Origin of the sequence: Acinetobacter sp. Ac_3412 (genome assembly GCF_013072675.1) — a bacterium.
Lineage (GTDB): Bacteria > Pseudomonadota > Gammaproteobacteria > Pseudomonadales > Moraxellaceae > Acinetobacter > Acinetobacter higginsii.
In genome coordinates this window covers 765,689-791,818 of the sequence record NZ_LXUJ01000007.1, presented here as the reverse complement: position 1 = coordinate 791,818, position 26,130 = coordinate 765,689, and the positions used below count along the sequence as shown (strand labels likewise).

General features: G+C 43.3%; 20 protein-coding genes. 17 read left to right on the top strand and 3 right to left on the bottom strand.

Going from position 1 to position 26,130, the window contains the following annotated elements; translation table 11 throughout:
* Window positions 1-13: 13 nt before the first annotated feature.
* The 4 genes from nirB to A7P54_RS07320 all read left to right on the top strand — a co-directional run bounded on the left by nirB (window position 14) and on the right by A7P54_RS07320 (window position 7,779).
* Window positions 14-2,560: a nitrite reductase large subunit NirB gene (gene nirB / locus A7P54_RS07335; RefSeq protein ID WP_216077039.1), complete on the top strand. Its 2,547-nt coding sequence runs from the start codon at window positions 14-16 to the stop codon at window positions 2,558-2,560.
* 11 nt (window positions 2,561-2,571) lie between these two features.
* Complete coding sequence (gene nirD, locus A7P54_RS07330; protein ID WP_171549154.1) at window positions 2,572-4,191, top strand: nitrite reductase small subunit NirD; 1,620 nt, start codon at window positions 2,572-2,574, stop codon at window positions 4,189-4,191.
* Between the two features lie 184 nt (window positions 4,192-4,375).
* Window positions 4,376-7,156 (top strand): nitrate reductase, encoded by a 2,781-nt coding sequence (locus A7P54_RS07325; RefSeq protein ID WP_171549153.1) that lies wholly within the window; start codon window positions 4,376-4,378, stop codon window positions 7,154-7,156.
* Window positions 7,153-7,779, top strand: a complete 627-nt coding sequence (locus A7P54_RS07320; protein WP_171549152.1) for an NTP transferase domain-containing protein — start codon at window positions 7,153-7,155, stop codon at window positions 7,777-7,779. Before A7P54_RS07325 ends, A7P54_RS07320 begins: the two co-directional genes overlap by 4 nt.
* Here A7P54_RS07320 and A7P54_RS07315 read toward each other — a convergent pair.
* On the bottom strand, window positions 7,776-8,933 hold the full coding sequence (locus A7P54_RS07315) for a YbfB/YjiJ family MFS transporter (RefSeq protein ID WP_171549151.1): 1,158 nt from the start codon (window positions 8,931-8,933) through the stop codon (window positions 7,776-7,778). The genes A7P54_RS07320 and A7P54_RS07315 overlap by 4 nt on opposite strands.
* 247 nt (window positions 8,934-9,180) lie before the next feature.
* Here A7P54_RS07315 and A7P54_RS07310 point away from each other — a divergent pair, with 247 nt between their 5' ends.
* The 8 genes from A7P54_RS07310 to A7P54_RS07275 all read left to right on the top strand — a co-directional run bounded on the left by A7P54_RS07310 (window position 9,181) and on the right by A7P54_RS07275 (window position 16,627).
* Window positions 9,181-10,071 carry a LysR family transcriptional regulator gene (locus tag A7P54_RS07310; protein WP_171549150.1) on the top strand — a complete coding sequence of 297 codons (891 nt, stop codon included), beginning with the start codon at window positions 9,181-9,183 and terminating at the stop codon, window positions 10,069-10,071.
* Between the two features lie 164 nt (window positions 10,072-10,235).
* Window positions 10,236-11,222: a quinone oxidoreductase gene (locus A7P54_RS07305; protein WP_171549149.1), complete on the top strand. Its 987-nt coding sequence runs from the start codon at window positions 10,236-10,238 to the stop codon at window positions 11,220-11,222.
* 11 nt (window positions 11,223-11,233) lie between these two features.
* Window positions 11,234-12,082: a TauD/TfdA family dioxygenase gene (locus A7P54_RS07300; protein WP_171549148.1), complete on the top strand. Its 849-nt coding sequence runs from the start codon at window positions 11,234-11,236 to the stop codon at window positions 12,080-12,082.
* Between the two features lie 60 nt (window positions 12,083-12,142).
* Window positions 12,143-13,195, top strand: a complete 1,053-nt coding sequence (locus A7P54_RS07295; RefSeq protein WP_159883994.1) for a 3-keto-5-aminohexanoate cleavage protein — start codon at window positions 12,143-12,145, stop codon at window positions 13,193-13,195.
* Between the two features lie 118 nt (window positions 13,196-13,313).
* Window positions 13,314-14,654, top strand: a complete 1,341-nt coding sequence (locus A7P54_RS07290; RefSeq protein WP_171549147.1) for an MFS transporter — start codon at window positions 13,314-13,316, stop codon at window positions 14,652-14,654.
* The gene (locus tag A7P54_RS07285; protein WP_171549146.1) at window positions 14,651-15,298 is read left to right on the top strand and encodes a DsbA family oxidoreductase; all 648 of its coding nucleotides are present in this window, start codon (window positions 14,651-14,653) and stop codon (window positions 15,296-15,298) included. The genes A7P54_RS07290 and A7P54_RS07285 overlap by 4 nt, the downstream gene beginning before the upstream one ends.
* Window positions 15,299-15,303: 5 nt before the next feature.
* The gene (locus A7P54_RS07280) at window positions 15,304-15,630 is read left to right on the top strand and encodes a Rieske 2Fe-2S domain-containing protein (RefSeq protein ID WP_005203339.1); all 327 of its coding nucleotides are present in this window, start codon (window positions 15,304-15,306) and stop codon (window positions 15,628-15,630) included.
* Window positions 15,623-16,627 (top strand): YeiH family protein, encoded by a 1,005-nt coding sequence (locus A7P54_RS07275; protein WP_171549145.1) that lies wholly within the window; start codon window positions 15,623-15,625, stop codon window positions 16,625-16,627. Before A7P54_RS07280 ends, A7P54_RS07275 begins: the two co-directional genes overlap by 8 nt.
* 73 nt (window positions 16,628-16,700) lie before the next feature.
* Here the strand turns inward: A7P54_RS07275 and A7P54_RS07270 are convergent, their stop codons facing one another.
* Complete coding sequence (locus A7P54_RS07270) at window positions 16,701-17,717, bottom strand: AraC family transcriptional regulator (protein WP_171549144.1); 1,017 nt, start codon at window positions 17,715-17,717, stop codon at window positions 16,701-16,703.
* 299 nt (window positions 17,718-18,016) lie between these two features.
* On the opposite strand from A7P54_RS07270, the gene A7P54_RS07265 reads away from it, so the two are divergent.
* Complete coding sequence (locus A7P54_RS07265; RefSeq protein ID WP_033133042.1) at window positions 18,017-18,610, top strand: alpha/beta hydrolase; 594 nt, start codon at window positions 18,017-18,019, stop codon at window positions 18,608-18,610.
* 230 nt (window positions 18,611-18,840) lie between these two features.
* Window positions 18,841-20,673 carry a DUF1302 domain-containing protein gene (locus A7P54_RS07260; RefSeq protein ID WP_171549143.1) on the top strand — a complete coding sequence of 611 codons (1,833 nt, stop codon included), beginning with the start codon at window positions 18,841-18,843 and terminating at the stop codon, window positions 20,671-20,673.
* A 74-nt stretch (window positions 20,674-20,747) separates the two neighbouring features.
* On the opposite strand, the gene dsdA is transcribed toward A7P54_RS07260, so the two are convergent.
* Window positions 20,748-22,073: a D-serine ammonia-lyase gene (gene dsdA / locus A7P54_RS07255; RefSeq protein ID WP_171549142.1), complete on the bottom strand. Its 1,326-nt coding sequence runs from the start codon at window positions 22,071-22,073 to the stop codon at window positions 20,748-20,750.
* A gap of 132 nt (window positions 22,074-22,205) precedes the next feature.
* On the opposite strand from dsdA, the gene A7P54_RS18955 reads away from it, so the two are divergent.
* The 3 genes from A7P54_RS18955 to A7P54_RS07240 all read left to right on the top strand — a co-directional run bounded on the left by A7P54_RS18955 (window position 22,206) and on the right by A7P54_RS07240 (window position 26,024).
* A complete protein-coding gene (locus A7P54_RS18955; protein ID WP_005203350.1) occupies window positions 22,206-22,661 on the top strand; it encodes a GNAT family N-acetyltransferase in 456 nt (151 codons plus the stop codon).
* Between the two features lie 189 nt (window positions 22,662-22,850).
* Window positions 22,851-23,726, top strand: a complete 876-nt coding sequence (locus A7P54_RS07245) for a MaoC/PaaZ C-terminal domain-containing protein (RefSeq protein WP_171549141.1) — start codon at window positions 22,851-22,853, stop codon at window positions 23,724-23,726.
* Window positions 23,727-23,744: 18 nt separating this feature from the next.
* Window positions 23,745-26,024 (top strand): molybdopterin-dependent oxidoreductase, encoded by a 2,280-nt coding sequence (locus tag A7P54_RS07240; RefSeq protein WP_171549140.1) that lies wholly within the window; start codon window positions 23,745-23,747, stop codon window positions 26,022-26,024.
* Window positions 26,025-26,130: the final 106 nt, after the last annotated feature.

Sequence of the window (26,130 nt, the reverse complement as noted above, 5' to 3'; positions counted from 1 at the left end):
GAGGAGAAATACAATGAAATTAGTGATGATTGGTCACGGTATGGTGGGACATAAATTCATCGAAGCCATCTTAGAGAAAGCTGATGATGAATTAGAAATTACCATCCTTGCAGAAGAACCACGTATTGCCTATGACCGCGTACATTTGACTGAATACTTCTCTGGTAAAACAGCCAAAGACTTATCACTGGCTCGTTTTGATTTTGCAGACGCACACGGTATTGATTTAAGACTCAACACCAAAGCGGTGGAAATTAATGCAGCTGAGCAAACGGTAACTACCAATTTAGGCGATGTCATTCATTATGACAAATTGGTCTTAGCAACAGGGTCATATGCCTTTGTTCCACCAATTTCAGGCAATGATCGTGAAAACTGTTTTGTCTATCGTACCATTGAAGACTTAGATGCCATTCGTGCTGCAAGCTTAAATGCCAAAACAGGTGTGGTGATTGGTGGTGGTTTATTAGGTCTGGAAGCTGCCAAAGCATTGCGAGATTTAAATCTAGAAACGCATGTGGTGGAGTTTGCACCACGTTTGATGGCGGTACAAATTGATGATCTTGGTGGCAAGGTATTACGCCGTAAAATTGAAAATCTTGGGGTAAAAGTCCATACCCAAAAAGCCACGCAATGTATTGAAGCGGGGGATAGCACGACACACATCATGAAGTTTGCGGATGGTAGCGAGCTGGAAACAGATATCATTTTATTCTCAGCGGGAATTCGCCCACGTGATGAATTAGCGCGCTTGAGTGGTTTAGCGTTGGGTGAACGTGGCGGGATTAAAATCAATGATTATTGCCAAACCTCAGATCAACATATCTATGCGATTGGTGAATGTGCGCTGTGGGATAACAAAATCTACGGTTTGGTCGCACCGGGCTATGACATGGCACGTATTGCTGCAAAACATATCCTAGCCGAAGAAACCCATTGTTTTGCTGGTGCAGATATGAGCACTAAGTTGAAATTGATGGGGGTAGATGTAGCCTCCGTTGGTGATGCGCATGGTATGACGCCAAACTCGCTCAGCTATTTTTATGCCGATGAAGATAGCTTGGTGTATAAAAAGATTGTGGTCGATGCAGACAAAACCAAATTGCTTGGTGCGGTCTTGGTCGGTGATGCCAAAGAATATAATGACCTGCTACAAATGATGCTAAATGGTCTGGCACTACCAGAAACGCCTGAAAGCTTGATCATGCCAGGTTTTGCCGATTCAGGTGCCAAAGCAGGCGGTAGTGGTGTCGATTTATTGCCAGATAGCGCAACCATTTGTTCTTGTAATAACGTGTCCAAAGCCGATATTTGCCAAGCAATTTGTGATGGTTCAACTTCGCTCGGTGCTTTGAAAAAATGTACCAAAGCGGCGACAGCCTGTGGTGGTTGTGCACCTTTAGTCACGCAAGTGTTGAAGTCTGAGCTACAACGGCAAGGCGTAACGGTCAATAACCATGTGTGTGAGCACTTCCCGTACTCACGCCAAGAAATTTATCACTTGGTTCGTGTCAATGAAATCAAGACCTTTGATGATTTGATTCAGCAACATGGTCATGGTCTAGGTTGTGATATTTGTAAGCCGATGGCGGCCAACATTCTGGCCTCATGCTGGAATGATTTTGTACTTGAACCAAGCCATGCGGGCCTACAAGACAGTAACGATTACTACCTAGGCAACATTCAAAAAGATGGTTCTTACTCAGTTGTGCCACGTATGGCAGGTGGTGAAGTTACACCAGATGGCTTAATCGCCGTAGGTCAAATTGCCAAAAAATATAAGCTGTATACCAAAATCACCGGTGGACAACGTGTCGATTTATTTGGTGCACAAATCCATCAACTTCCGTTTATTTGGGAAGAACTCAATGCAGCAGGTTTTGAATCAGGTCATGCTTACGGTAAATCATTACGTACCGTGAAATCATGTGTCGGCAGTACATGGTGCCGTTATGGCGTCGATGATTCTGTGGGCTTGGCGATTGAACTTGAGAATCGTTACAAAGGCCTACGTTCGCCGCATAAATTGAAAATGGCAGTATCAGGCTGTACCCGTGAGTGCGCTGAAGCCCAAGGTAAAGATGTTGGGGTGATCGCGACTGAGAAAGGCTGGAATCTGTATGTCTGTGGAAATGGTGGTATGAAACCACGTCATGCCGAGCTATTGGCATCAGATCTTGATACCGAAACCTTGATTCGTTATATCGACCGTTTCTTTATGTTCTATATCCAAACTGCAGATCGTTTACAACGTACTAGCGTATGGCGTGACAATATGGAAGGCGGTTTGGATTATCTCAAATCAGTGATTGTTGATGATTCCTTAGGATTGGCTGAAGAGCTTGAAAGCCGTATGAGTCATGTGATTGGGACTTATCAAGATGAATGGCGTACTGCGGTTGAAGACCCAGAGATTCGTAAACGTTTCCAAACCTATATCAATGCCAGTGCAGAACAGCAAGCTGACCCACATATTCAGTTTACCCAAGTACGTGATCAGATTCGTCCTTTGAATGACGCTGAACGTTCAGTCGATCGTATCCCAATGGTTGAAGCATAAGGAGAACTCAAATGACCAGTTTAAAGAACAACGATATGCTGCCAGAAAATCAATGGGTCGAGGTGTGTGCTTTGGATGACATCACACCAAATACGGGTGTGGGCGCACTGATCGAAGGTCAATCGGTTGCACTGTTTCGTGTAGGTCACGAAAAGCGGATTTATGCGCTTAGCAATAAAGATCCATTTAGCCAAGCCAATGTGATGTGTCGCGGCATCATTGGCGATTTACAAGGCGAGCGCGTGATTGCATCGCCGATTTATAAACAACATTTTAGTTTAGCGACGGGGCGTTGTTTGGAAGATAAAGATCAAAAGCTCTTGGTGTTCCCAACCAAAATTGAAAATGGTCGTGTTTGGGTCAGGTCTGTTCCGCAAAAAACTTATATTACCAACAATGGCGCTGCACAAGAAAAGCTGAAACTGGTGTTGATTGGCAATGGTTTGGCGGGCATGCGTTGCTTAGAAGATTTACTGGATATGGCACCAGATCGTTATGACATCACCGTGATTGGTGAGGAACCTTGGGGCAATTACAACCGTATTATGTTGTCACCAGTGCTTTCAGGCGAAAAAACCATTGATGACATCATGCTGCATCCACATGCGTGGTACAGCGACAAAGGGATTCAATTTATTGCGGATGATCCTGCGATCAAGATTGATCGTACCCGTAAAGTGGTGCATACCGAGAAAGGCGAAAGTGTTGATTATGATCGTTTGATTATTGCCACTGGTTCATCACCATTTGTTCCACCTGTGCAAGGTGTAGATCTAAAAGGCGTGATTAGCTTCCGTGATATTTATGATGTCAACACCATGATCAAATATTGCGAAACCAAAAAGAATGCGGTGGTGATTGGTGGTGGTTTGCTGGGTCTGGAAGCAGCGTATGGCTTGAAACAACGTGGTATGAATGTAACAGTTCTGCACCTGATGGATCGAATTATGGAACGTCAGTTGGATGGCCGTGCCAGCCGTATGTTGCGCCATAGTATTGAGCAAAAGGGTATCAATATCATTACCGAGGCCAATACCGAAGCATTGATTGGTGAAGATGGTCATGTCAGTCAAATCCGTCTTAAAGATGGAACGGTACTGGACGCAGATTTAGTCATTTTTGCGGTTGGGATTCGCCCGAATATTGCCTTGGCTCAAAGTGCAGGACTGCGTTGTAATCGAGGCATTTTGGTCAATGACACCATGCAAACTTTTGATCCAAGTATCTATGCTGTGGGTGAATGCATCGAGCATCGTAACCAAACCTTTGGTTTAGTTGAGCCGTTATGGGGACAAGCCTTTATCTGTGCAACGCATTTAGCTGAACATGGCAGCTTAACCTTTAAATCACCGACAGTACCAACGCAGTTAAAAGTCAGTGGTGTTGACGTATTCTCGGCTGGAAACTTTGAACCGAAAGAAGATTATGAAGACATCATTCTCAATGATGATAAACGTCAGATTTACAAACGTATCATTATCCAAAAGGACAAAGTGATTGGTGCGGTTCTGTTTGGTGATACTGAAGATGGGATGTGGTATGCCGAGTTGATTGCTGATCAAACACCTGTTTCTACTTTTAGAAACAAGCTGTTATTTGGTAAGGATTTTGCAATGAAAAAGGCAGGGTGATGAATCTCCCCCTAACCCCCTCTTTATGAAAGCGGGGGAATGCCACGAATTTAAGCAATGACGATGGTTCGTGGCTTCCTTCTCTACATGAAAGAGGGACTGTTTTTCAATTATATTTAAGATATGAATTCGCGGTACTCCTCCCTTGATAAAGGGAGGCTGGGTGGGATTCAAAGGGGCAGTCATGAACAGTATTCAAAATTTAGAACACAGTCGCTCCGATCAAGCAGAAACAATCATTACAAAAACAACATGTCCCTATTGTGGCGTGGGTTGTGGTGTTGATGTCAGTGTTCAACATAAATCGCATGGCACGACAGTACAAGTTGCGGGTGATCTAGAGCATCCTTCAAACTTTGGACGGCTCTGCATTAAAGGCAGTAATTTAGCCGATACACTAGGTTTGGAAACTCGTGTCTTGCATCCCATGTTTGGCCGTAAAAACCATCGACAAGTCACGACATGGGATCAGGCGATTGAGAAAATTGCAGACCAGTTCCAAGCGTGTATTGATCAATATGGAGCAGACAGCGTTGCATTTTATGTTTCAGGACAGTTGCTGACTGAAGACTATTATGTGGTGAATAAGTTTGTAAAAGGCTATTTAGGCACTGCCAACATTGATACCAATTCACGCCTATGTATGTCGTCTGCGGTTGCAGCGCATAAACGTGCCTTTGGCGAGGACATTGTACCTGCCAGTTATGAAGACTTTGAACATACTGACATGGTGGTTTTAGTTGGCTCTAATACAGCGTGGTGTCATCCCGTACTGTATCAACGTATTATGCAGGCCAAGAGCAAGAATCCAGACTTATTTGTGGTGGTGGTTGACCCTCGTTTTACCAGTACCTGCGAGCAAGCGGATTTACACTTGCCGATCTTACCCGGTCAGGATGTGGCTTTATTTAATGGCCTGTTTCAGCATCTTTACCATCATGATTATATCGACCATCATTTTGTAGAGACCTATACCGAAGGGTTAGCAGCACTGTTAGCTGCGAGTGAAAGTGAACAAGATTTTAATGCTTTGGTAAAACGTACAGGAATTTCTGTAGAAAAATTACAGCTGTTTTTTGATAAATTTGCTCAAACAGAAAAAGTGATTACTTTATTTTCGATGGGGGTTAATCAGTCTTCTCAAGGTGTAAATAAAGCCAATAGTATTATCAACTGTCATTTACTCACTGGAAAAATTGGCAAATTAGGTGCAGCCCCATTTTCAATGACGGGCCAACCCAATGCCATGGGCGGTCGTGAGGTGGGTGGATTGGCAAATATGTTGGCAGCGCATCTGGATTTGGACAATCCCTCACATCAAAATCTGGTGCAAAGCTTTTGGAACAGTCCTGTGATTGCCAAGCAAGCAGGCTTAAAAGCAGTGGATTTATTCCAAGCGGTAGAGAGTGGCAAAATCAAAGCGATCTGGATTATGGCAACCAATCCTGTGGTGAGCTTACCCGATGCAGATCAAGTCAAACGCGCCTTGGAAAAATGTGAATTTGTGGTGGTTTCTGATATTTGTGCGGATACCGATACCACAGCCTATGCAGATGTGTTGTTACCTGCATTAGGTTGGGGAGAGAAAGATGGTACAGTCACCAATTCTGAACGCCGTATCTCAAGGCAACGTGCCTTTTTAAATCCACCAAAGCAAGCCAAAGCGGATTGGTGGGCGGTGGCAGAGGTTGCAAAAAAACTCGGTTTTACTGGTTTTGAGTTTAGCAACGCCTGTGACATTTTTAATGAACATGCGGCTTTATCAGCTTATCAAAATGCCAGTGTTGATCAATGTGATCATGTTGAAAATTTTCGTTATTTCAATTTAAAAGGGCTAATGAATTTAAGTCTGGATGAATATAACCATTTACGCCCAACCCAATGGCCTGTGTGGGAGAAAGGGCAAAGTATTGCTGTTGAACAGTTATTTGATCGTGGCAATTTTAGCCATAAAAACAAAAAAGCCAAACTGATTCCTACTGTTGCAATTGATCCAGTGCATGCTATCTCCGAAGATTATCCATTGGTGTTGAATACAGGACGTATCCGTGACCAATGGCATACCATGACCCGTACCGGTTTATCGGCAAACCTCACCACGCATCGTGCTGAACCATTTTGCGAGATTCACCCGAATGATGCGTTAAAATTTGGTATCCGAGATAAAGCTTTGGTGGAAGTCCGCTCACAATGGGGGCGTTGTGTATTGCGAGTGACGCTAGCACAAGGTGTACGCCGTGGCCAAATCTTCGCCCCGATTCACTGGACTGAGCAAGTCGCTTCTGATGCGAGAATAGGTAAAGTGGTCAATCCAGTGGTGGATGCGATCTCAGGCGAACCTGAATTTAAACATACACCCGTTGCGATTCAGCCGTTCCATACCACTTGGCAAGGGGTACTCTATGTCCGTGAAGGCTTTGAGCATCAGATTAAAGCATCTTTACAAAGTTGTGCATGGTGGACCAAGATCAAAACAGCGAAAGCGATGCGTTATGAAATTGCCGATCGTCATAGTATTGATGAGACTCAAAAGAATTTAAAAAGCTTCCTGCCTTTTGTAGATGAAACCTATGAATGGTTAAGTCTGGAGGATATTTCATCGCAGCTCAGCCATAGTGTGATTTTAAAAGACGGTATCCTGATTGCCAGTTTATATATTGCACCTGTCGATTTATTGCCAAATCGGGATTGGGTAGCGAGTCTGTTTAAACGTGAACGATTAAGTGCTTTGCATCGTAAAGCTTTGCTGGCGGGAATGCCGATGTCTGCGGCAAATAACGATGGACCATTGGTTTGTAGTTGTTTTAAAGTGGGTAAAAATAAGATTATCGAAGCCATCAAAACGCAAAACATCACCCATGAAAAACAAGTCACGGCTTGTTTAAAAGCAGGTGGCAATTGTGGTTCTTGTTTACCTGAGATTCGTGGTCTGATTAAAACCTGTCAATTGGAGGCAGAAGCATGAATACAGAATATCCCGCTACAGATCTAGTGATCTTGGCGGGAGGGCAAGCGCGTCGTATGAACGGGACCAACAAACTGCTACAACAGTTTGATGACCAGATTCAGCTGTCAAAAATATGTGAAAGTTTTAAGACTCAGGTTCAACACATTTGGGTGAATAGCCACCGTGATAACTCGATATATAAACAGATTGAACCTGATATTCGATGCTATGCAGATGATCAAAATGGTTTCCTTGGCCCGTTGATGGGGATGAAGAGTGCTTGGTCACATCTGCAAGCTGACTATGCTTTATTTATTCCCTGTGATGTGACTTATATTCCTAGTCAGGTTGTGCTTAAACTGCATCGTGCTTTACAAAAGCAACCGCTGGCGCAAGTGACTTATGTCAATATCAATGGAGATGCCTTATATCCATTTTGTTTACTTAAGCGAGAAAGTCTATTGGTGTTGGAGCAAGCGATTGCTGAGAATAAACTGAGTTTGCGAGATTGTTTTAAACAATTGGATGCACAGGTGGTGGTATTTCAAAAGCAAGGCCTGTTTTGTCATAGCATTAACTCATTAGATGAACTGCAACAATACAAGCAGATGAAGGTTTTTAAGCAATCTATTTCTGGTTAATGGATCGCCTCAGCTGATTTCAGACTAATTACTGCTGCAATTAATAGTGCCGCAGCCGCGGTAATCAGTGAGCTATTGAGCGTATGATAGATCGTGAATAGGGCATTCACTACGATTGGGCCTATGATCTGACCCAAGCCATAGACGACGGTCATTAAGGCAATTAAATTATTTTGTGCTTGGCGAGTGATATCCTGTGCCACAGGCATGGCAATGGTCACCGTTCCCATAAAGGTTGCTCCCACCAGTAATGCACTTAACAGATAACCCAAAGCGGTGGGTAATATGATCGGCAATACAACACCAAAAGCCTGTAATCCTAAATTAGAGGATAAGGCGACTTGTGTGCCGAAGTTATGGTGGATACGATGCCAGAAAAAACACGAAGGAATCGCACCTAAACCAAAGATTGCCCAGATCTGTGCCGCATCAATATTCGGTAAGGCCTGTTTCACCAATAAAGGTAAATAGGTTGCGGTAATGATGTAGCCAAAACCCGCCAAGGCATAAATCAAAATCAGAGCGTAGGTATGGGGTGCTTTGCGATTTGTGCTCGATATCTGCTGAGTTGAAACAGTATTCGGTTGAGCCCGCGATAAACCAAACATTGCAATGCAACCAAGTATCAGACTGGATAGGCCGAGCAATAACCACAGTATTTTACTGTGCCAACTGAGATGTGTGCCGAAAAATAAAAGCTCGGCAGAGAGTGCAATACCGAGACCAACTCCTGCATACAAGATAGGGGCTTGTTGAGTTTGTTTCTGCTGTTCAAGCAGCCATAATGAAGCAGATACCATGGCAAAAGCGCTAAAAACGCCAGCCAAACCACGAATCAAGATTATCAGGCCAATCGTGTTAATACAGCTGAGTAGGATCAGACAAAGGACGGTACCCACTGTCGCAACAATACTACCGAGATAACTCTGCTGGGATTTCATCTTGATCGCAAATAAAGCACCCAACAGATAGCCCGCATAGTTTGCAGAAGCAGCCAAACTGGCATGCTGTAGATTAATGATGCCTTCATCAATCATATGCGGGTAGACTGCAGTAAACGCAAAGCGCCCGAAACCCATGCCAATTGCCATAATCAAGGCGGCACTGATTGCTGATTGCATGGCGTTGTTGCTGTTTTTTGCTGGCTCAGTCATGGCCGGTTCACTCCAACAATTAGTCGCTATGACTGATGTGCGAGAGAGGTTGTGCTTTGGCAAGAAATTTGTAGTCAAATACATAGAGTGCATAGCTGAAGAAGCTTAAAATACAGATTAAAAATAACAGCTTAGTACCAGACATTGTTTAAACCATCTTTGGGTGTTGAAATATGAATAAGTATTTAAGCAAGCACTATCAATCATGTAAAATGATTTGAATTGATACAAACTATCTCTAATAGTGATGGCGATGCAGATTAAGTCTTTAGAAATTTTTATGATGGTGGTGAAGTTAGGCAGTTTTTCCGAGGCGGCAAAAACGCTCTATACCGTACAATCCAATGTCACCAGTCATATCAAAAAACTGGAAACAGAGTTGAATGTCGAGTTGCTACATCGGCAGAACCCCATTCAACCGACCAGAGCTGGGGTACAATTGTATGGTTATGCTGAAAAAATGTTGCATCTGCAAAAAGAGCTGTTGGACACGTTCTCCCATAGTCAGCTGACAGCCAATTTTCCTTTAGCGATTGGGAGTATGGAAACCACGGCTGCGGTTCGACTGCCAGCGTTGATCTGCGATTTACAACAGCACAGCCCAGATTTTCCTTTTGCGTTATCGACCGCACCCACACGAGATTTGATTGATTTAGTCCATGCATCCAAGCTGGATTGTGCATTTGTAGCACATCATGCACCGATTGATGGGATGTTTAATTTACATGTCTGGACTGAGCAGTTGGTGCTTATTTCTTCAAAGCATGGACCTGAACGATTTACAAATGACGATCTGATTCAAAAGAAATTTATTGCCTTTAAGCAAGGTTGTAGTTACCGCAAAGCCATTGATCAGTTCTTATCTTCCCATCATTTACCCGCAGCCAATGTGATTGAAATGGGCAGCCTAGATGGCATTATCAGCTGTGTCAGTCTCGATGTTGGCCTTGCAATTTTACCGATCAGCTATGTGCAGCAATCTCATTTTGCCCAAAGTGTGAAGATTCATCCCATTGACTCGGCTACAGCGCAGATCAATACCTACCTGATTGCACATCGTGATATGAGCACATGGGCAACCAATATGCATCATTTTGTTGAGCATGTGAAAGGTATGAATCAGCAGCTTGAGAAATAACCCCCTAAGCTTTGCGCCGTCCTATAAAAGAATCCTATCGATTGAGTATTTGTCGTCAAAGGTGATGTGCGTGTCGTGTTAAGTAAAGTCGACGCTCTCCTGAGTATTGTATTTTTTAGTCATATTGCTTCGGCACTAAATAAAAATACAAGATGGACAGGAAAATGACGTTGAATAAAGCGATACGGTTCTACGGAACAGGGACTCCAGAGGTGATGCGCTATGAGGACATCGAAGTCGGTGCACCTGCGGTTGGACAAGTACGTCTACGCCACGTAGCAGTGGGTCTCAATTATGCAGATACCTATTTCCGCGATGGGACTTATCCGATTCCCTTACCGAATGGTATGGGCGTCGAAGCCTCTGGCATTATCGAAGCGGTGGGTGACGGTGTAACCGATTTTGTGGTGGGTGATCGCGTCACCTATACAGGGTTTCTGAATACGCTTGGCGCTTATAGCACCGAACGCCTTATTGCCGCAGATGCATTAATCAAACTCCCTGACGATATTTCCTGTGAAACTGCGGCAGCAATGACCATGCGTGGTTTAACTGCAGCGTATCTGATGCGTCGTATCTATGACTTTAAAGCAGGCGATTGTATTTTATTACATGCTGCTGCAGGTGGTGTGGGGCTGATTGTATCGCAATGGGCCAAACTGTTGGGGCTAACCGTGATTGGGACCACCTCGACGGATGAAAAAGCAGCAGTAGCACGTGCCTATGGCTGTGATCATGTGATTAATTATAGCCATGAGAATGTGGCTGAACGGGTGCGTGAGTTGACCGATGGCATGGGGGTCAATGTGGTCTTTGATAGTGTGGGCAAAAATACCTTTATGGCCTCATTAGACTCGCTCAAACGCCGTGGTTTATTGGTTTGCGTAGGTACCGCATCAGGGCCAATTCCTGACTTTAACCCTGTGTTACTGGCAATGAAAGGTTCGTTGTTTATCACCCGTCCAGCTTTAGCCGATTATATTGCCGATCCAGAAGAAAAAAGAGCCTTAGCCAAGGAACTGTTTGATCATGTCAGCAGTGGACGCATCAAGATCGAGATCAATCATCGCTATGCACTTGAAGATGCCGTACAAGCACATCGTGATCTGGAAGCACGTAAAACCATAGGTTCATCCATTTTTGTGATTTGAAGGGATTTCTGATGCAAATTGAACAGTTAACTTGCAATATTGGTGCAGAACTACGTGGTGTCCACTTAGCCGATGCGATTCATGATGACGGGTTATTCGCGGAAATTCGGACGCAATTGCTTAAGCACCGCGTGGTGTTCTTGCGTAATCAGCAGATGACGCGGGCTGAACATGTGGCTTTTGCCGAACGCTTTGGGCCGTTGGAGGATCATCCTGCGGTGGGGAGTCATCCAGATTATCCAGGCTTGGTGCAAATTTATAAACATCCTGACAGCCCGATTGACCGGTATGAAAATGCGTGGCATAGCGATGCCAGCTGGCGCAAAATTCCACCGATGGGATGTGTACTGCGTTGTGTGGAATGTCCACCTGTTGGCGGCGATACCATGTGGACCAATATGGTCATGGCCTATGAAAATCTGCCTGAAGATATCAAGGAAAAGATTGCGCCTTTACGTGCCTATCACAGTATCGAAGCCAGTTTTGGCGCCGCCATGCCTATCGAAAAACGTTTGGCATTGAAGGCACAGTTTCCAGATGCTGAACATCCTGTCGTACGAACACATCCAGAGACAGGTGAGCAGATTCTCTACGTCAATGCATTCACTACCCATTTTAGTAATTACCACACCAAAGACCGCGTACGGTTTGGGCAAGATGCCAATCCAGGTGCAGGAGATCTACTGCGTTACTTAATCACCCAAGCGGCAATTCCTGAATATCAGGTGCGTTGGAGTTGGGAGCCGAATAGCATCGCTATTTGGGATAATCGAAGTACCCAACATTATGCAGTGATGGATTACCCGCCATGCCATCGCAAAATGGAGCGGGCAGGTATCGTCGGTGATGTAACTTATTAAATTCCAAATCCAAACTTTTTAATTCAATACCGTTTTATAAACTATAAACAGGAGATGCACATGCAATTCTTTGACGATTCTTTGCACCCAGAAAATATGGAAAAAGTGGTTATTACCGTTGCGCCCTATGGCCCAGAGTGGATGCCAGAGGACTTTCCCGAAGACATTCCAGTGACCATGGATGAGCAGATTCAGAAAGCGGTGGAATGCTATGAGGCAGGCGCGACAGTGCTGCATTTGCATGTGCGTGAACTGGATGGTAAGGGCTCTAAACGTTTGTCCAAGTTTAATGAACTGATTGCAGGGGTGCGTGAAGCCGTACCCGAGATGATCATTCAAGTCGGTGGCTCGATCTCCTTTGCACCTGAAAGCGAAGGTGAGGCAGCTTTGTGGCTGAGTGATGATACCCGTCATATGCTGGCTGAATTAACACCAAAACCTGATCAGGTCACGGTCGCAATTAACACCACACAAATGAATATTATGGAGTTGCTCTATCCAGAATATTTGGAAGGCACATCTTTGGCACATCCTGCAATTCAGGAAGCTTATGCTGAAATGACCGTTCCGGCAGGACCTGCGTGGGTTACAGAGCATTTAAAACGTCTTTGCCAAAATAATATTCAACCGCATTTTCAACTGACTGGAATGCATGGCCTAGAGACCCTAGAACGGATGGTACGTAAAGGCCTATACATGGGGCCATTGAATTTGACTTGGATTGGAATTGGCGGCGGATTCGATGGGCCAAATCCATTTAACTTTTTTAATTTTATTCATCGTGTACCAGATGGTTGCACCCTGACTTCGGAATCATTGCTTAAAAATGTATTGCCATTCAATACCATGTCGATGGCGATGGGTTTTCATGCACGGGTTGGTAATGAAGATACCATTATCGATCATCGTGGTCAGCGCTTCTCATCTGTACAACAAATTCAGCAAACTGTACGTATTGCACATGAATTAGGTCGTGAAGTGGCAACAGGCCCAGAGGCACGAGAAATCTATCGGATTGGTGTGCAATATCAAAGTATTGAAGAAACGTTGCAGGCCAATGGTATGTCACCAAACCGCCAACCAAAACAAAAAGGTGTACCTCAGCGCCATTAAGCCTGAGCAGCAATGGATTGAATGTCACAATAAATGCAGTACGCAGCAAGCGTATTCAAATAGCAAGCCACGTACTGCAATCAAAAATATAAATCATAACAATGACAAGGAGGTTCCTATGGGTGCTCATCCATATACCGTACATACGGATCATGTTGATACCTCAATGAATGTCCCGCGCCGTTATGCGTGGCTGGTATTCGCACTGACATTTGGCTTGTTGATTTCAGACTATATGTCTCGGCAAGTGCTAAATGCCGTATTTCCATTGATTAAAACTGAATGGGCCTTGACCGATAGCCAGCTTGGCTTATTAAGCGGTATTGTCGCGCTGATGGTCGGGATCTTAACTTTGCCCTTATCCTTACTGGCGGACCGTTTTGGACGCGTGAAAAGCTTGGTCATTATGGCGGTGCTTTGGAGTTTGGCAACCTTGGGTTGTGCTGTTGCTGAAAACTATCAGCAAATGTTTGTGGCCCGTTTTATGGTCGGTGTGGGTGAGGCTGCTTATGGCAGTGTTGGCATTGCAGTGGTAGTGGCGATTTTTCCACGCGAAATGCGAGCTACGCTGGCCAGTGCATTTATGGCAGGTGGGGTATTCGGCTCATTTCTCGGGATGGCACTGGGCGGTGTGATGGCGGAGCATTTTGGCTGGCGCTGGGCATTTGGTGGTATGGCATTGTTTGGTTTGATCTTGGCCTTGCTCTATCCAATGGTGGTTAAAGAAAAAAGAGTCAATCTAAGCAGAAAAACATCCCACAACACTCAGAAACAGCAACAGAGTAAACAATGCTTAAGCACGATTTATTCAAGTCGATCAGTGGTCGCAACCTATATCGGTAGTGGCTTTCAACTGTTTGTTGGCGGCACCGTCATTGTGTGGATGCCGAGTTATTTAAATCGTTATTACGGCATGAATACCGATTCTGCAGGTGTACTGGCCGCCGTGATTGTACTGTGTAGTGCGGTCGGGAGCATTCTATGTGGCATGCTCAGTGATCGCTTTGGCCAAAACTTTCCAGACCGTAAGGTGAGTTTAGCAATTGGCTATTGTATCGGGAGCTGTTTACTGCTTTCGATTGCGTTTGCAATGCCAGCAGGAAAATTGCAATTGCTGATGTTATGTATGGGGATGTTTATTGCGTTAGGAACCAATGGCCCATCCAGTGCAATGGTGGCTAATCTCACCCATAACAGTGTACACAGTACAGCTTTCGCGACCTTAACCTTAGCCAATAATTTGTTGGGATTGGCACTTGGCCCTCTAGTTATAGGCAAGCTCTCCGATGTGATTGGTTTAGATCATGCCTTTCAATTAATGCCTTTGGTCAGCATGGTCGCAGCAGCCGTGTTTCTCTATGCCAAAAATTACTACCACCAAGATATTGCACGACTGACTGAGCAAGCAGTTTTACCCAATCTAGACAGCACTCGTTCATGTGGTGCGGAAGAAAAATGATGATGCGTGAATTAAATATTGATGTCTTTTTTGATTTTATTTGTCCTTGGTGCCTAATCGGTAAACGTCAGTTACTGGCTGCAATTGCGCAATTAAAGCAAAGTGATCCTGAGGTTGAAGTCATTGTACATTGGCATGGTATGCAGTTACTTCCTGAGATTCCGATAGCGGGTGTCGATTTCAAACAGTTCTATCAAAAACGATTGGGCAGTTTAGATGCTGTAAAACAGCGCCAAACCCAAGTGCGTCAGGCAGCCAAGACAGTTGGCGTCGAGCTACATTTTGAAAAAATCAAATGGATGCCAAATACGGCTCAAGCGCATCATCTGTTTCAAAGCGTTTTAAAACTGGGAACAGCGCAGCAAGCAGAGCATTTATTGGAACAGCTCTTTGCTGCCTATTTTGAAGCAGGTGAAAACCTAGGAGATAGTGCTGTGCTGAAAAGAATTCTCAAGCAATGTGGTTACTCGGTGAATGAACAGGGCCGTGGTTGGTCGGAAGTCAATCCGTCTTTTCAGTCGACTTATACAGGGGCAAACGGCGTACCCTATTTTATTTTTGATGGTTACCTGACCTTGGCTGGTGTGCATTCAGTCGATGTGCTCTATCAAGCTATGTTAGAAGCCTTGGTGGTACAAGGATAAGGACAATGACTATTCGTTTTCAGGTTCCACAAGAAAAAATCCCAGTATCAGGTGCGAGAGCTTTTCTCCAAATTGAGGGGAAAAATATTGCACTGTTTCATATTGGTACACAGTTTTATGCGATTGAAGATCGCTGTCCGCATCAAGGTGCATCTTTATTTAGCGGCAAATTAGAAGGACAAGCGATTCGTTGTTGTGCCCATGGTTTGGTTTTTGATCTGGCGACGGGATATATGTTGAATTCAAAGCATTTAAAAGTGGCGACCTATCCGGTTGAAGTCGATGCAGCGCAGCTATTCATCCTGATAGATACAGGAGAAAACAATGACTAAATTCATGGATTTTCGTCTGCGTACCCGTGAGTTGATGCCAGGCCTTATTGTCAGTACCGTTGTTGCAGCAGCAGCCTGTTTTCTTTCAGAGCATTATGGTGCACCTGTGATGTTATTTGCTTTGCTGTTGGGAATGGGTTTGAACTTTCTTTCTAGTGAAAGTCAATGTAAAGCAGGCATCGAATTTACGGCACGAACAGTGTTACGCATCGGGATTGCCTTGTTGGGGATGCGGATTACGCTAGGACAAATTACCGCGTTGGGTTGGCAACCGATTGTACTGGTGATCACATTGGTGATCGTGACGATTTCAGTTTCAGTGATCACGGCTAAAATTCTGGGTTTTAAAAAACTTTTCGGGATGTTGACCGGCGGTGCAACTGCAATTTGTGGTGCATCAGCAGCCTTAGCGCTTTCCGCTGCATTTCCTCAACATCCTCAAAAAGAAAAAGCCACGCTATTCACTGTCATTGGTGTTTCTGCACTGTCCACGTTGGCTATGATTGTTTATCCGATGATTGCACGATGGTTAGAACTATCGCCACAGCAGGCAGGTGTATTTTTAGGGGCAACTATCCATGACGTCGCACAAGTGGTCGGCGCGGGTTATAGCATGTCGCCAGAAACAGGTGATACTGCAACCGTAGTTAAATTGATGCGGGTTGCCATGTTATTGCCTGTCATTATTTGTGCGGCAATGATCACGCGTATGCAAGGCGGAGACGCTACAGGCAAACATCCACCTTTATTGCCTTGGTTTGCAGTTGGTTTTTTAGCTCTTGCCTGTATTAATAGCACGGGTTGGGTTCCAAGCATGCTACAGCAAGGGGTGAATGAATTATCGAAATGGTGTTTAGTGATTGCAATTAGTGCCTTAGGCATGAAAACACAACTGAAGGAACTGGCTTCTGTTGGAATCAAGCCGATTTTACTGATGCTGGGTGAAACCATTTTCTTGGTGGTATTGGTCTTGCTATTGATGCATTGGATGTTCTAGAGAGCAATACCTCATCATCATATGCTGTCGAGATCAAAGATAAGTAGTCGGCTTTGATCTCTAAACCTTGTGTTTAGGACTTCATAAGAGATTTGTTGTTATTCCGCCAAGTGGTGGGTGACATACCAAATTCACTGCTAAACCAACGGGTAAATGAACTTGGCATTGAATAACCTAAAATATCCGAGACCTGTCCTAGAGAGTAATTTAGGTTTTTTAGATAGCGAAAAACTAAATTGCGGCGCACATCGTTGATCAACATACTGAAGTTGGTATGCACAGCTTCCAGTCGGCGTTGTAGGGTACGGACGTTGATGCCATGAGTATGGGCGACTTGATCAATCGTGGCCCGTCCCATCGGCAATAGCAGATGAATACTTTTACGAATATCAAAAATAATCGAAGATTCACTTTCTCGATGTAATAGATCCGTTTCAAGAAAACGTTTGGCATGTGCCAGCATCGTGGTATTGGCATGTGGATTGGTTTTATCTAATTCTGTTGCATTGCAAACAATACCGTTAAATTCGCTGCCAAACTCTAACGAACAACCAAACATACGTTGATGCATCGCCGTATCATACGGGGCATCATGGGTAAAATGAATACTCAAAGGATGCCATTTCTGCAAAAAAGCAGCACAGAAGCGGTGGGTGATGCCTAAAGCAAGCTCGATGGCTTGACGACTGTATTCTGTTGCTGTCGTAATCACCTCGACTCGAATAATGACGGTATGACCGACTTCTTCAATATACATTTCCAATGCGTTATTGATTAGATTTCGATACTGCACAAGGGTGTATAAGCCATCACGCAAGGTATGTTGATAACTCAATAATAAACTCAGCTCACCAAAATCTGCGAGTTGGCGTTGTTCTGCCATATGCAAACCAAAGTATTCACAACCACTCAATTGGGCTGATTGTTCCAGCAGCGTCACCGCTTTGTCTACGGGAATACGCTGTGCACTATCTTGTAGCTGTGCAGGATAGATGCCTGCATCGGACAACAATTGGTATGGATTCAGGTCTAATTGCTGGCTGACAGCTAAATAATTTTTAAGCACAGCAGTATGGGCGAGTGGCACCATGCTGATCTCCCGATTTTTAAAATAACCTTCCTAGTTATGCTTTATTTATAACTAAAATATGCTGTTTGGAAAAGTACTAAGGCTTATATAAATTAATGTTGGCATGATGATTATTGTTTTTGAAGCGACTTTTTCTGCTAAGCATATTGATATATATGAGATCGTTTGAAGTGTGCTGTCATCAAATGAAAAGTGCCTGTCGTGCCATGTATATCCGTCGTTCTATTGACCCTCTATGTTGAATATGACGCGATGCGTCCCCGTTATTTTTATCAAAACAAGGGTTGATTGGTGTAAAGATGGAAAAAATACAAACAGAGGCGACAGTTTTAATTATCCCAGGTTTGCGGGACCATGTGGCTTCGCATTGGCAAACCATTTTAGAAACACGCTTAGCCAAGGTCCGTTCAGTACCACCTTTGCAAGAAGATAAGCTCAACTGTGCAAAACGTGTTGCTGCGATACAGGCTGAACTGGAAAAAATACAAGGTCCAGTGATTCTGGTGGCGCATAGCGCAGGGGTACTGATGGCGATACATTGGGCCGCGCGATATCAACACGCTATTCAAGGGGCATTGCTGGTGACACCACCTGACTTGAATGACGTTTGGCCAGAACATTATCCTTCACCCAAAATGCTCAGACAAGCAGGATGGTCACCATTGCCTAATCAAGTGCTGCCATTTCCAAGTATTGTGGCTGCTAGTGTCAATGATCCACTAGCGCATTTTAATGCCGTGGCGGCAATGGCGAAAACATGGGGCAGTGTATTGATTAATCTAGGTGCTGTCGGGCATCTCAATCCTGTATCTGGGTTTGGTCCGTGGCCTCAGGCAGAACAATTGATTCAGCAATTGGATTGCAAGGTCGATCAACCGAGCCTGATTGCATAATTAATCTTGCTACAAACCAACCTAAAACATTGTCTTATGCCGAGCCATGTTTGGCTAGATTTCTTTGATTTCGCATTTAAGTACGACACGCCTTGAAGCATAAAGACCCATCGGAAGGCAGGGTTTGAGCCCAGTTGCTTAAAACAAAAATAGAACGACCTGAAATGATTGCATTTTGCTGAATGGGTCAGGTGTTAATTATTCTTACATCATATCGATATGGAGATGGTATGGTTTGTCATGTTAAACATTCAAATGAACAAATAATTGCTCGTGTCCTCGCTCAAACAACAGTGCTGTTGGGACTGCTGTGTTCACTTTCAGATGCTTCAGCGGTCAGTTATAAAATCAATAAAGACTGGGGTTTAGAGAGCAATAGCACGATTGCGCTGGGGGCAAGTTGGAGTACCCAAGCGCCATCAGCCGCATTGTTATATAAACCCGATGCCAATCATATTGGCAAGAATGGCATGAGTGTAGATATTAACGGTGATGATGGACGTGCCAACTTTGATCGCGGGGATGCCATTTCACAAATCGTTAAAGGTTTAACCGAATTTAGTTTAAACGGAGCACAACAAGGTGCAGTGTTGAGTGCCAAGTATTGGTATGACCATGCCTATGAAACTGGGCAAGGTGATTTAAAACCTTTCGATGATTCTGAATGGCCAAACTTAGTGAAGTTTAAAGGAATTGAGTTATGGGATGCCTATCTCTGGAAAAATATCGAATTTGATTCCAAGCAGTCTCTCAACCTGAAATTGGGTAAACATCGCTTGAATTGGGGGAAATCCCAATTTTTCCAAAATGGTCTCAACTCGGTCAGCGCCTTTGATTTTGCAGCCATCAATCGACCTGCCAATGAAGCCAAAGAACGGACAATTCCGGTCGAGATGTTGTCTTTTGAAGCCGCGATTCAACCAAACTTAAAATTAGAAGGATTCTATCAATTCAAGTTTAGACCTTCTGTGGTGGATGGTTGCGGGACCTTTTTTGCGATTTCGGATTTTGTTCCGGAAAATTGTGGCCCGATTATGTTAACGGTGACACCGGGTGATAAATTAACAGAAACTGCCGCCAAGGCACAAACCTATATCCCTCGCTCAGCCAGTCATTATGCAAAAGACAGTGGGCAATATGGTATTGCGCTAAAGCGAAATTTATCGAGCCTGAATCAAGCTGAATTAGGTGTTTATTTCGCCAATTATCATCATCGTAATGCAAACTTCGATGGGACCGCCGTGACTGCAACTGGCATTGAGAACTTTAAAACGGCACGGTTTTTCTCTATTTATCCTGAAAATATCAAAATGTACGGTCTAAGCCTGAGTGGAAAGGTAGGCACAACCCAGCTGTTCAGTGAGTTGAGTTATAAACCTAATCAACCCTTACAGTTGAATGGAACAGATATTGTCTATGCTCAGGTGCTCTCAAAAGAAACACCACTTAAACCTGCGGGTGTTGCTGCTGATTTTGGCGAGTATCTGCAAGGATATGTCCGTTTGCCAGTCACACAATTCTCCATTGGCGCCACTGATAGCATTGCAGGCATTTTAAAAGCAGATGGTTTGTCTTGGGGTGCTGAATTCGCTGTGAATCATATCGCTAATATTGGCAATCATCGCTTTGGCCGAGTTGGGGTTTTTGGGCGCAGTGAATTATCAACAGGCGCTTATGATTCAGAAACAGGTGAGTTTAAGTGTACGCCGTATGGCACAGCAAACCTTCCGAATGATGCTGTTGATCGTTTGAATGAGCGTTATTGCAATAAAGCCGGTTTTTTTAGTGAATGGTCATATGGTTATCGGCTACGTGCTGCTCTAAGTTATCAAGGTCTTTTACCAGCAACGGTGATTACACCCAGTTTAACTTTCCGCCATGATATATCTGGATATAGCCAAAATTTTCAGCAAGGGCAAATGAGTCTGGCTGCCGCAGTATTTGCTAACTTTCAACAAAAATATTCAGCAGAATTTATCTATCAGAACTTTTTTGGTTCAAATGACTTTAGTACCATTGATGACAGAGACTTTATATCACTTGCCTTTAAATATAGTTTTTAACTCGTTTAAGTAAATCATATAAGTATTCAAACAGCGTGGCTTTTGTCGCGCCGTTTGAGCCTAAGTAAAGGGCTTTAAGCTTGTGCTAGATAATTTTGCATTTCTTCTGCGGGAACCATCCCGCCACCTGTTCCCCACACAATATGATTCGCTTGCTGTAACTGCTGTTCAGTAAATTGATGTAGATCCTTGTAATCTTGATGTTTGCTAACTAAAACTGGCCCCAGCATACCTGCGAGTGCAGAAGGCTCAAGTTTCAGATTTTCAGACTGGTTGAGCATTCCGAGCAAGCGATACATGGTTGGGTCATCCAATGTATAAAAACCATCTAATAATCGTTGCATGGCACGACCAACAAAGCCCGAAGCACGTCCTACAGCGAGACCATCTGCCGCCGTAATATTGTCAATGCCAATATCCTGAACTGAAATTTCATCATGTAAACCAGTTGATACGCCAAGTAACATACATGGGGAATGAGTGGGTTCGGCAAAGATACAATGTACATGATCGCCAAATGCCATTTTTAGACCAAATGCAACGCCACCAGGCCCGCCACCGACACCACAAGGCAAATAAACAAATAAAGGATGTGCTTGATCCACAACAATACGCTGTTGATCTAACTGTTTCTTTAAACGTTCACCTGCAACGGCATAACCTAAGAATAATGTTTTGGAATTTTCATCATCAATAAAAAAACAATTTGGATTTTCTAATGCTGCTTTTCGGCCTGCTTCTACTGCAACACCATAGTCTTGTTCGTACTCAATCACGGTTACACCATGAGCACGCAACTTGTCTTTCTTCCATTGTCGTGCATCGGCTGACATATGCACGGTCACATCAAAGCCTAACTTTGCACTCATGATGCCAATCGAGAGGCCAAGATTGCCTGTAGAGCCGACTGCGATACTGTATTGGCTAAAAAACGCTCTAAATTCTGGGCTATTCAGTTTGGTATAATCATCGTCAAGAGCGAGCAAATTGGCTTGTAGCGCAAGCTGCTCGGCTCGATAAAGTACCTCATAGATACCACCTCGCGCCTTAATTGATCCCGAAATAGGGAGATGACTGTCTTTTTTCAACCATAGTTTGCCTGCAATTTTTTGCTCGAAGTGCATTTCAAGCGATTGCTGCATATTGGGGATATCAATTAGCTCAGACTCAATGATGCCTTGAGCTGCAAGGGTTTCTGGAAAAACAGCCATAAGGTAGGGTGCAAAACGCTGTAAACGGTCACGAGCATCATCAATATCAGCTTGCGTCAACCCAACATAGGGCAAGCCTTGCTCAAGCATGGTGAATGACGGGTTAAACCAGATTGTCTCTTTAAGTTCAATCAGGTCTTTAACAATAGGATAGTGTGTAACAAGGTTTTGGATTTGATCTGATTGCATACAGGTGCTCAAAAAGTTTAAATTGAGGTTGGTTTGTACAGCCTAGAAAACTTTACTTTTGGTGTTGTATTGTTCATGTATTTCGTCAAAGTCATACATCTTATTATAGATAGGATAGTAAGAGGGTGAATAGTGATTATACCTGCTAAAGCTGAACATTCACTTGAAGTTCTTAATGTTATAAAAGAAAGTATTTTATCGTGCACGCTTGATCATGAGGGTGATACCACGATTATTCATGATTGGTTAGAAAATAAAACAGAAGAGAATGTAAGCGAATGGATTAAAAATAATATTTGTTTTTTATACTGTTTTTCAGGAAAAGTGGTTGGATTTATATGTATGTCTAGGCATGGGAACTTATTTCTAAATTATATATTGCCAGTGTTCCAAAATCAGGGCGTTGGTGAAAAGCTTCTGAAGCATCTGATTGAATATTGCAAAAAGAATAATATTCATATGATATGTTTGGAATCTACTTTAACGGCAGTAAATTTTTATAAAAAACATGAATTTAAAGTAAATAAAAATATAATTGAAAATGAAAAAACAGTGGCTTATGAGATGCTACTCCATATCAATGTTTAGGAAAATAAATTGTAGTATCGAACGATTATTTATTATTAATTTCTGACCAATGTGCTTGACCTTTATTAAAATGAGTTCTATTTTGGAACTTAATTGATTTTTGACCATATCAGGCTTGTCTAATCAGGACTAGAATTAACCCAACTATGGTTTGAGAACTGAGAAAAATAAAAGGAACAGGAGTTTCATATGTTTGCGATTCGTTACCAACAGATTCCATTGCAATTTTTATTTGAACATCAGGCAACTTTAACAGGGCTTGGAAAAATAGGCTTACGTAGTCTTAAAAAAACAAAGATTGCTCCAGTTGACTGGCAGTCATTAGCATCGATGAATGAAGTGATTGACCCACCAAGCCTTGAATTGATAGACCACTATGTACGTTGGAGTGGTGCTGAGCCGAGTAAATATCAAACTTCAATTCCACCGCATATGGTGTCGCAATGGGGATTGTCATTTGCAACACGTTTGCTGTTACAAACCAACTATCCATTGAGTCAAGTCATCAATCAAGGCGTAAGTCTCAAGGTTCATGGCAAGCTTCCACGAGATCAAAAGCTGCTCATCCAAGCCAAGATTGCCAATGTAGATGAACGTAATGGATTGGCGCGCGTTTCTGTGCAAATTACTACAGGTACGATTACACAACCCGAATTAGTCGAAACAGTGCTGCATATGGCATTTATTCTGCCGCATTTTGAGAAAACTAAACGTACAGAAATAGCTGACCATAAAACTTGGCAGCATTTAGGTGAATGGTCTGCGACAGCAGATGATGGTTTGAAATTTGCCTTATTAACAGGCGACTTTAATCCGATTCATTGGATTACACCATTAGCCAAACTATCAAACTTTGGTCAAAAAGTGCTGCATGGCTTTGGTGTGTTTGCGCGTAGCTTTGAATTGTTGCCTGAAACAATACAGCAAATCGATATTCGATTTCTAAAACCAGTCAAACTTCCTTCAGAACATAACCGAGTGGAAATTAGTTCTGAGCAGATGCAAAAGTATGTCCGTGTTGTTGGTTCGGCAGGGCAAATCTGTTTAATGGGTCAATATTCATAAAATAATAAGGTGAGAAAAATGACGACTGCCACAGCAATCAAACAGGATGTAACCGCTTGTATTTTATGTTCACGTAATTGCGGCTTAAGCGTAGAAATTGAAGATAATCAGTTCAAGAAAATCAAAGGCGATGATGACCATCCTTTCTCGCAAGGTTATATCTGTCAAAAAGCCGCACGTTTACAGCATTATCAACAACATGCTGATCGTTTAACCACTCCGTTAAAACGTCAGTCAGACGGTTCCTATCAAGAGATTAGTTGGGATCAAGCTATTCAGGAAATTGCTGAGCAGCTTGTACAAATTCGAAATACCCATGGTGGAACTGCATTTGCATCGGTTGGTGGTGGTGGACAGGGCAATCACTTGGGTGCAGCCTATGGCCGTCAGTTGCTTTACGCCATGAAAAGCTTCTATGCCTACAACTCTTTGGCGCAGGAAAAAACAGGTGATTTCTGGGTGAATGGACGTCTATTTGGGAGTCAAGTTTGTCATACCACCGAAGATGTGGAATATGCAGATTATGTGCTGTTTATCGGAACCAATCCTTTTCAGGCGCATGGCATTCCAAATGCAAGAGATACCTTAAAACATATCAAAAAAGATCCAAACCGAACCATGGTGGTGTTTGATCCACGCGTGACGGAAACGGCTAAACAAGCTGATATTCATGTGCAATTAAAGCCAGGTACCGATGCTTATCTGATGTCGGCTATGATCGCGATCATGCTGCAAGAAGAGTTATACGATCAGCAATTTATTCAGCAGCATACCCATGGTTTCGATCAGGTTAAACAAGCTTTCTTGGCTGTTCCGATTGAAGAATATATCCAAAAAGCCGATGTTCCAGTTGAACTGATTTACCAGATTGTCCGTGATTTTGCTAAAGCGCAACGTGCTTGTGTCCGGATTGACCTTGGTATTCAACACACCTTAAATACTACTTTAAATGGTTATTTGGAAAAGCTTTTATATTTACTCACAGGAAATTTTGGTAAACAAGGTGCTAATAATCTACATACCATGTTTATTCCGATCCTAAGTAATACAGATGAGCGTAATCCTAAATATCGCCGTACCGTACATCATAAAATGTTCCCGATTTCAGGTTTCTTTCCACCGAATATATTGCCCGATGAAATCTTAAAAGCAGGCGAGAAACGGGTTCGTGCGGTGTTTGTGGACAGCTGTAATCCTTTGTTGACCTATCCTGATACCGCAGCATATGAGCAAGCATTCCAGTCACTTGAGCTATTGGTGGTGGTCGATGTGGCCATGACTGAAACAGCACGCATGGCGCATTATGTGTTGCCTGCGCATAGCCAATTTGAAAAGTGGGAATTCACAGGCTTTAATCTGGAATTTCCGAAGAATGGCTTTCATTTACGCCATCCACTTTTTAAAGCACAAGGTAATAGCCTGCCTGAAGCCGAGATCTACACACGTTTGCTGGAAGCTATGCAAGTGATGCCGAAACAGTTTCCTATTCTAAGTAAAATTGCGAAAAAGGATTCTGCACATACGGCTTATCTCGCTTATTTTGCTGCACTTGGTGCAAACTTTGCGAAAAATAAGAAGCAGATTCCATTTGCGGCATCGATTGTATATCGCACCTTGGGTAAGACTTTGCCAAATGATGCCGCCTCTACAGCCTTATTACTTCCATTATGTATGCAATATGCGGCTCAGCACTATAAAGCGGTTAAGCAAGCAGGATACGAAGGTAATCGATTTAATCTGGGGGTAAAATTATTCCAGACCATTTTGCAGCAACGGTCGGGTGTGGTGTTATCACAACATGACTATGCTGATGTGTGGAGCTTGATTGCCTATAAAGACAAGAAAATTCGATTGGCAATTCCTGAGATGTTTATCGAGTTAGCCCAGTTAAAACAGCAATCTTTGACTTTAAACGATGCATATCCCTTCATTTTGCTTGCGGGTGAACGCCGTAGTTATAACGCCAATCAAATTTATCGTGATCCTGCATGGCGTAAAGTTGATGCCGAAGGTCGCTTGAGAATGAATCCTGAAGATGCATTGAGTTTTGGCGTTGAAACAGGTCATGCGCTGCAATGTATTTCTGAGCATGGCAAGATTCAGGTCATAGTTGAACTTGATGAAGGAATGCGCAAGGGCGTGGTGTCTTTACCACATGGTTATGGCTTACGTTATCGCGGTGGCGAGCCAATAGGGCCGCAATTGAATCGTCTGACCTCTACCCAGCATTGTGATCCTTTGTCAAAGACGCCATATCATAAATATGTACCCGTTCGATTGGAACGCTTAAGTACTTAGACGATCGGTGAGTTGATTTAATCAGATATTTGCACCATCTTATTGCATATTAAATAAAACATGCCGTGGGATGGTGCAAAGTAATTTGAACAAAAATACTCAGGAC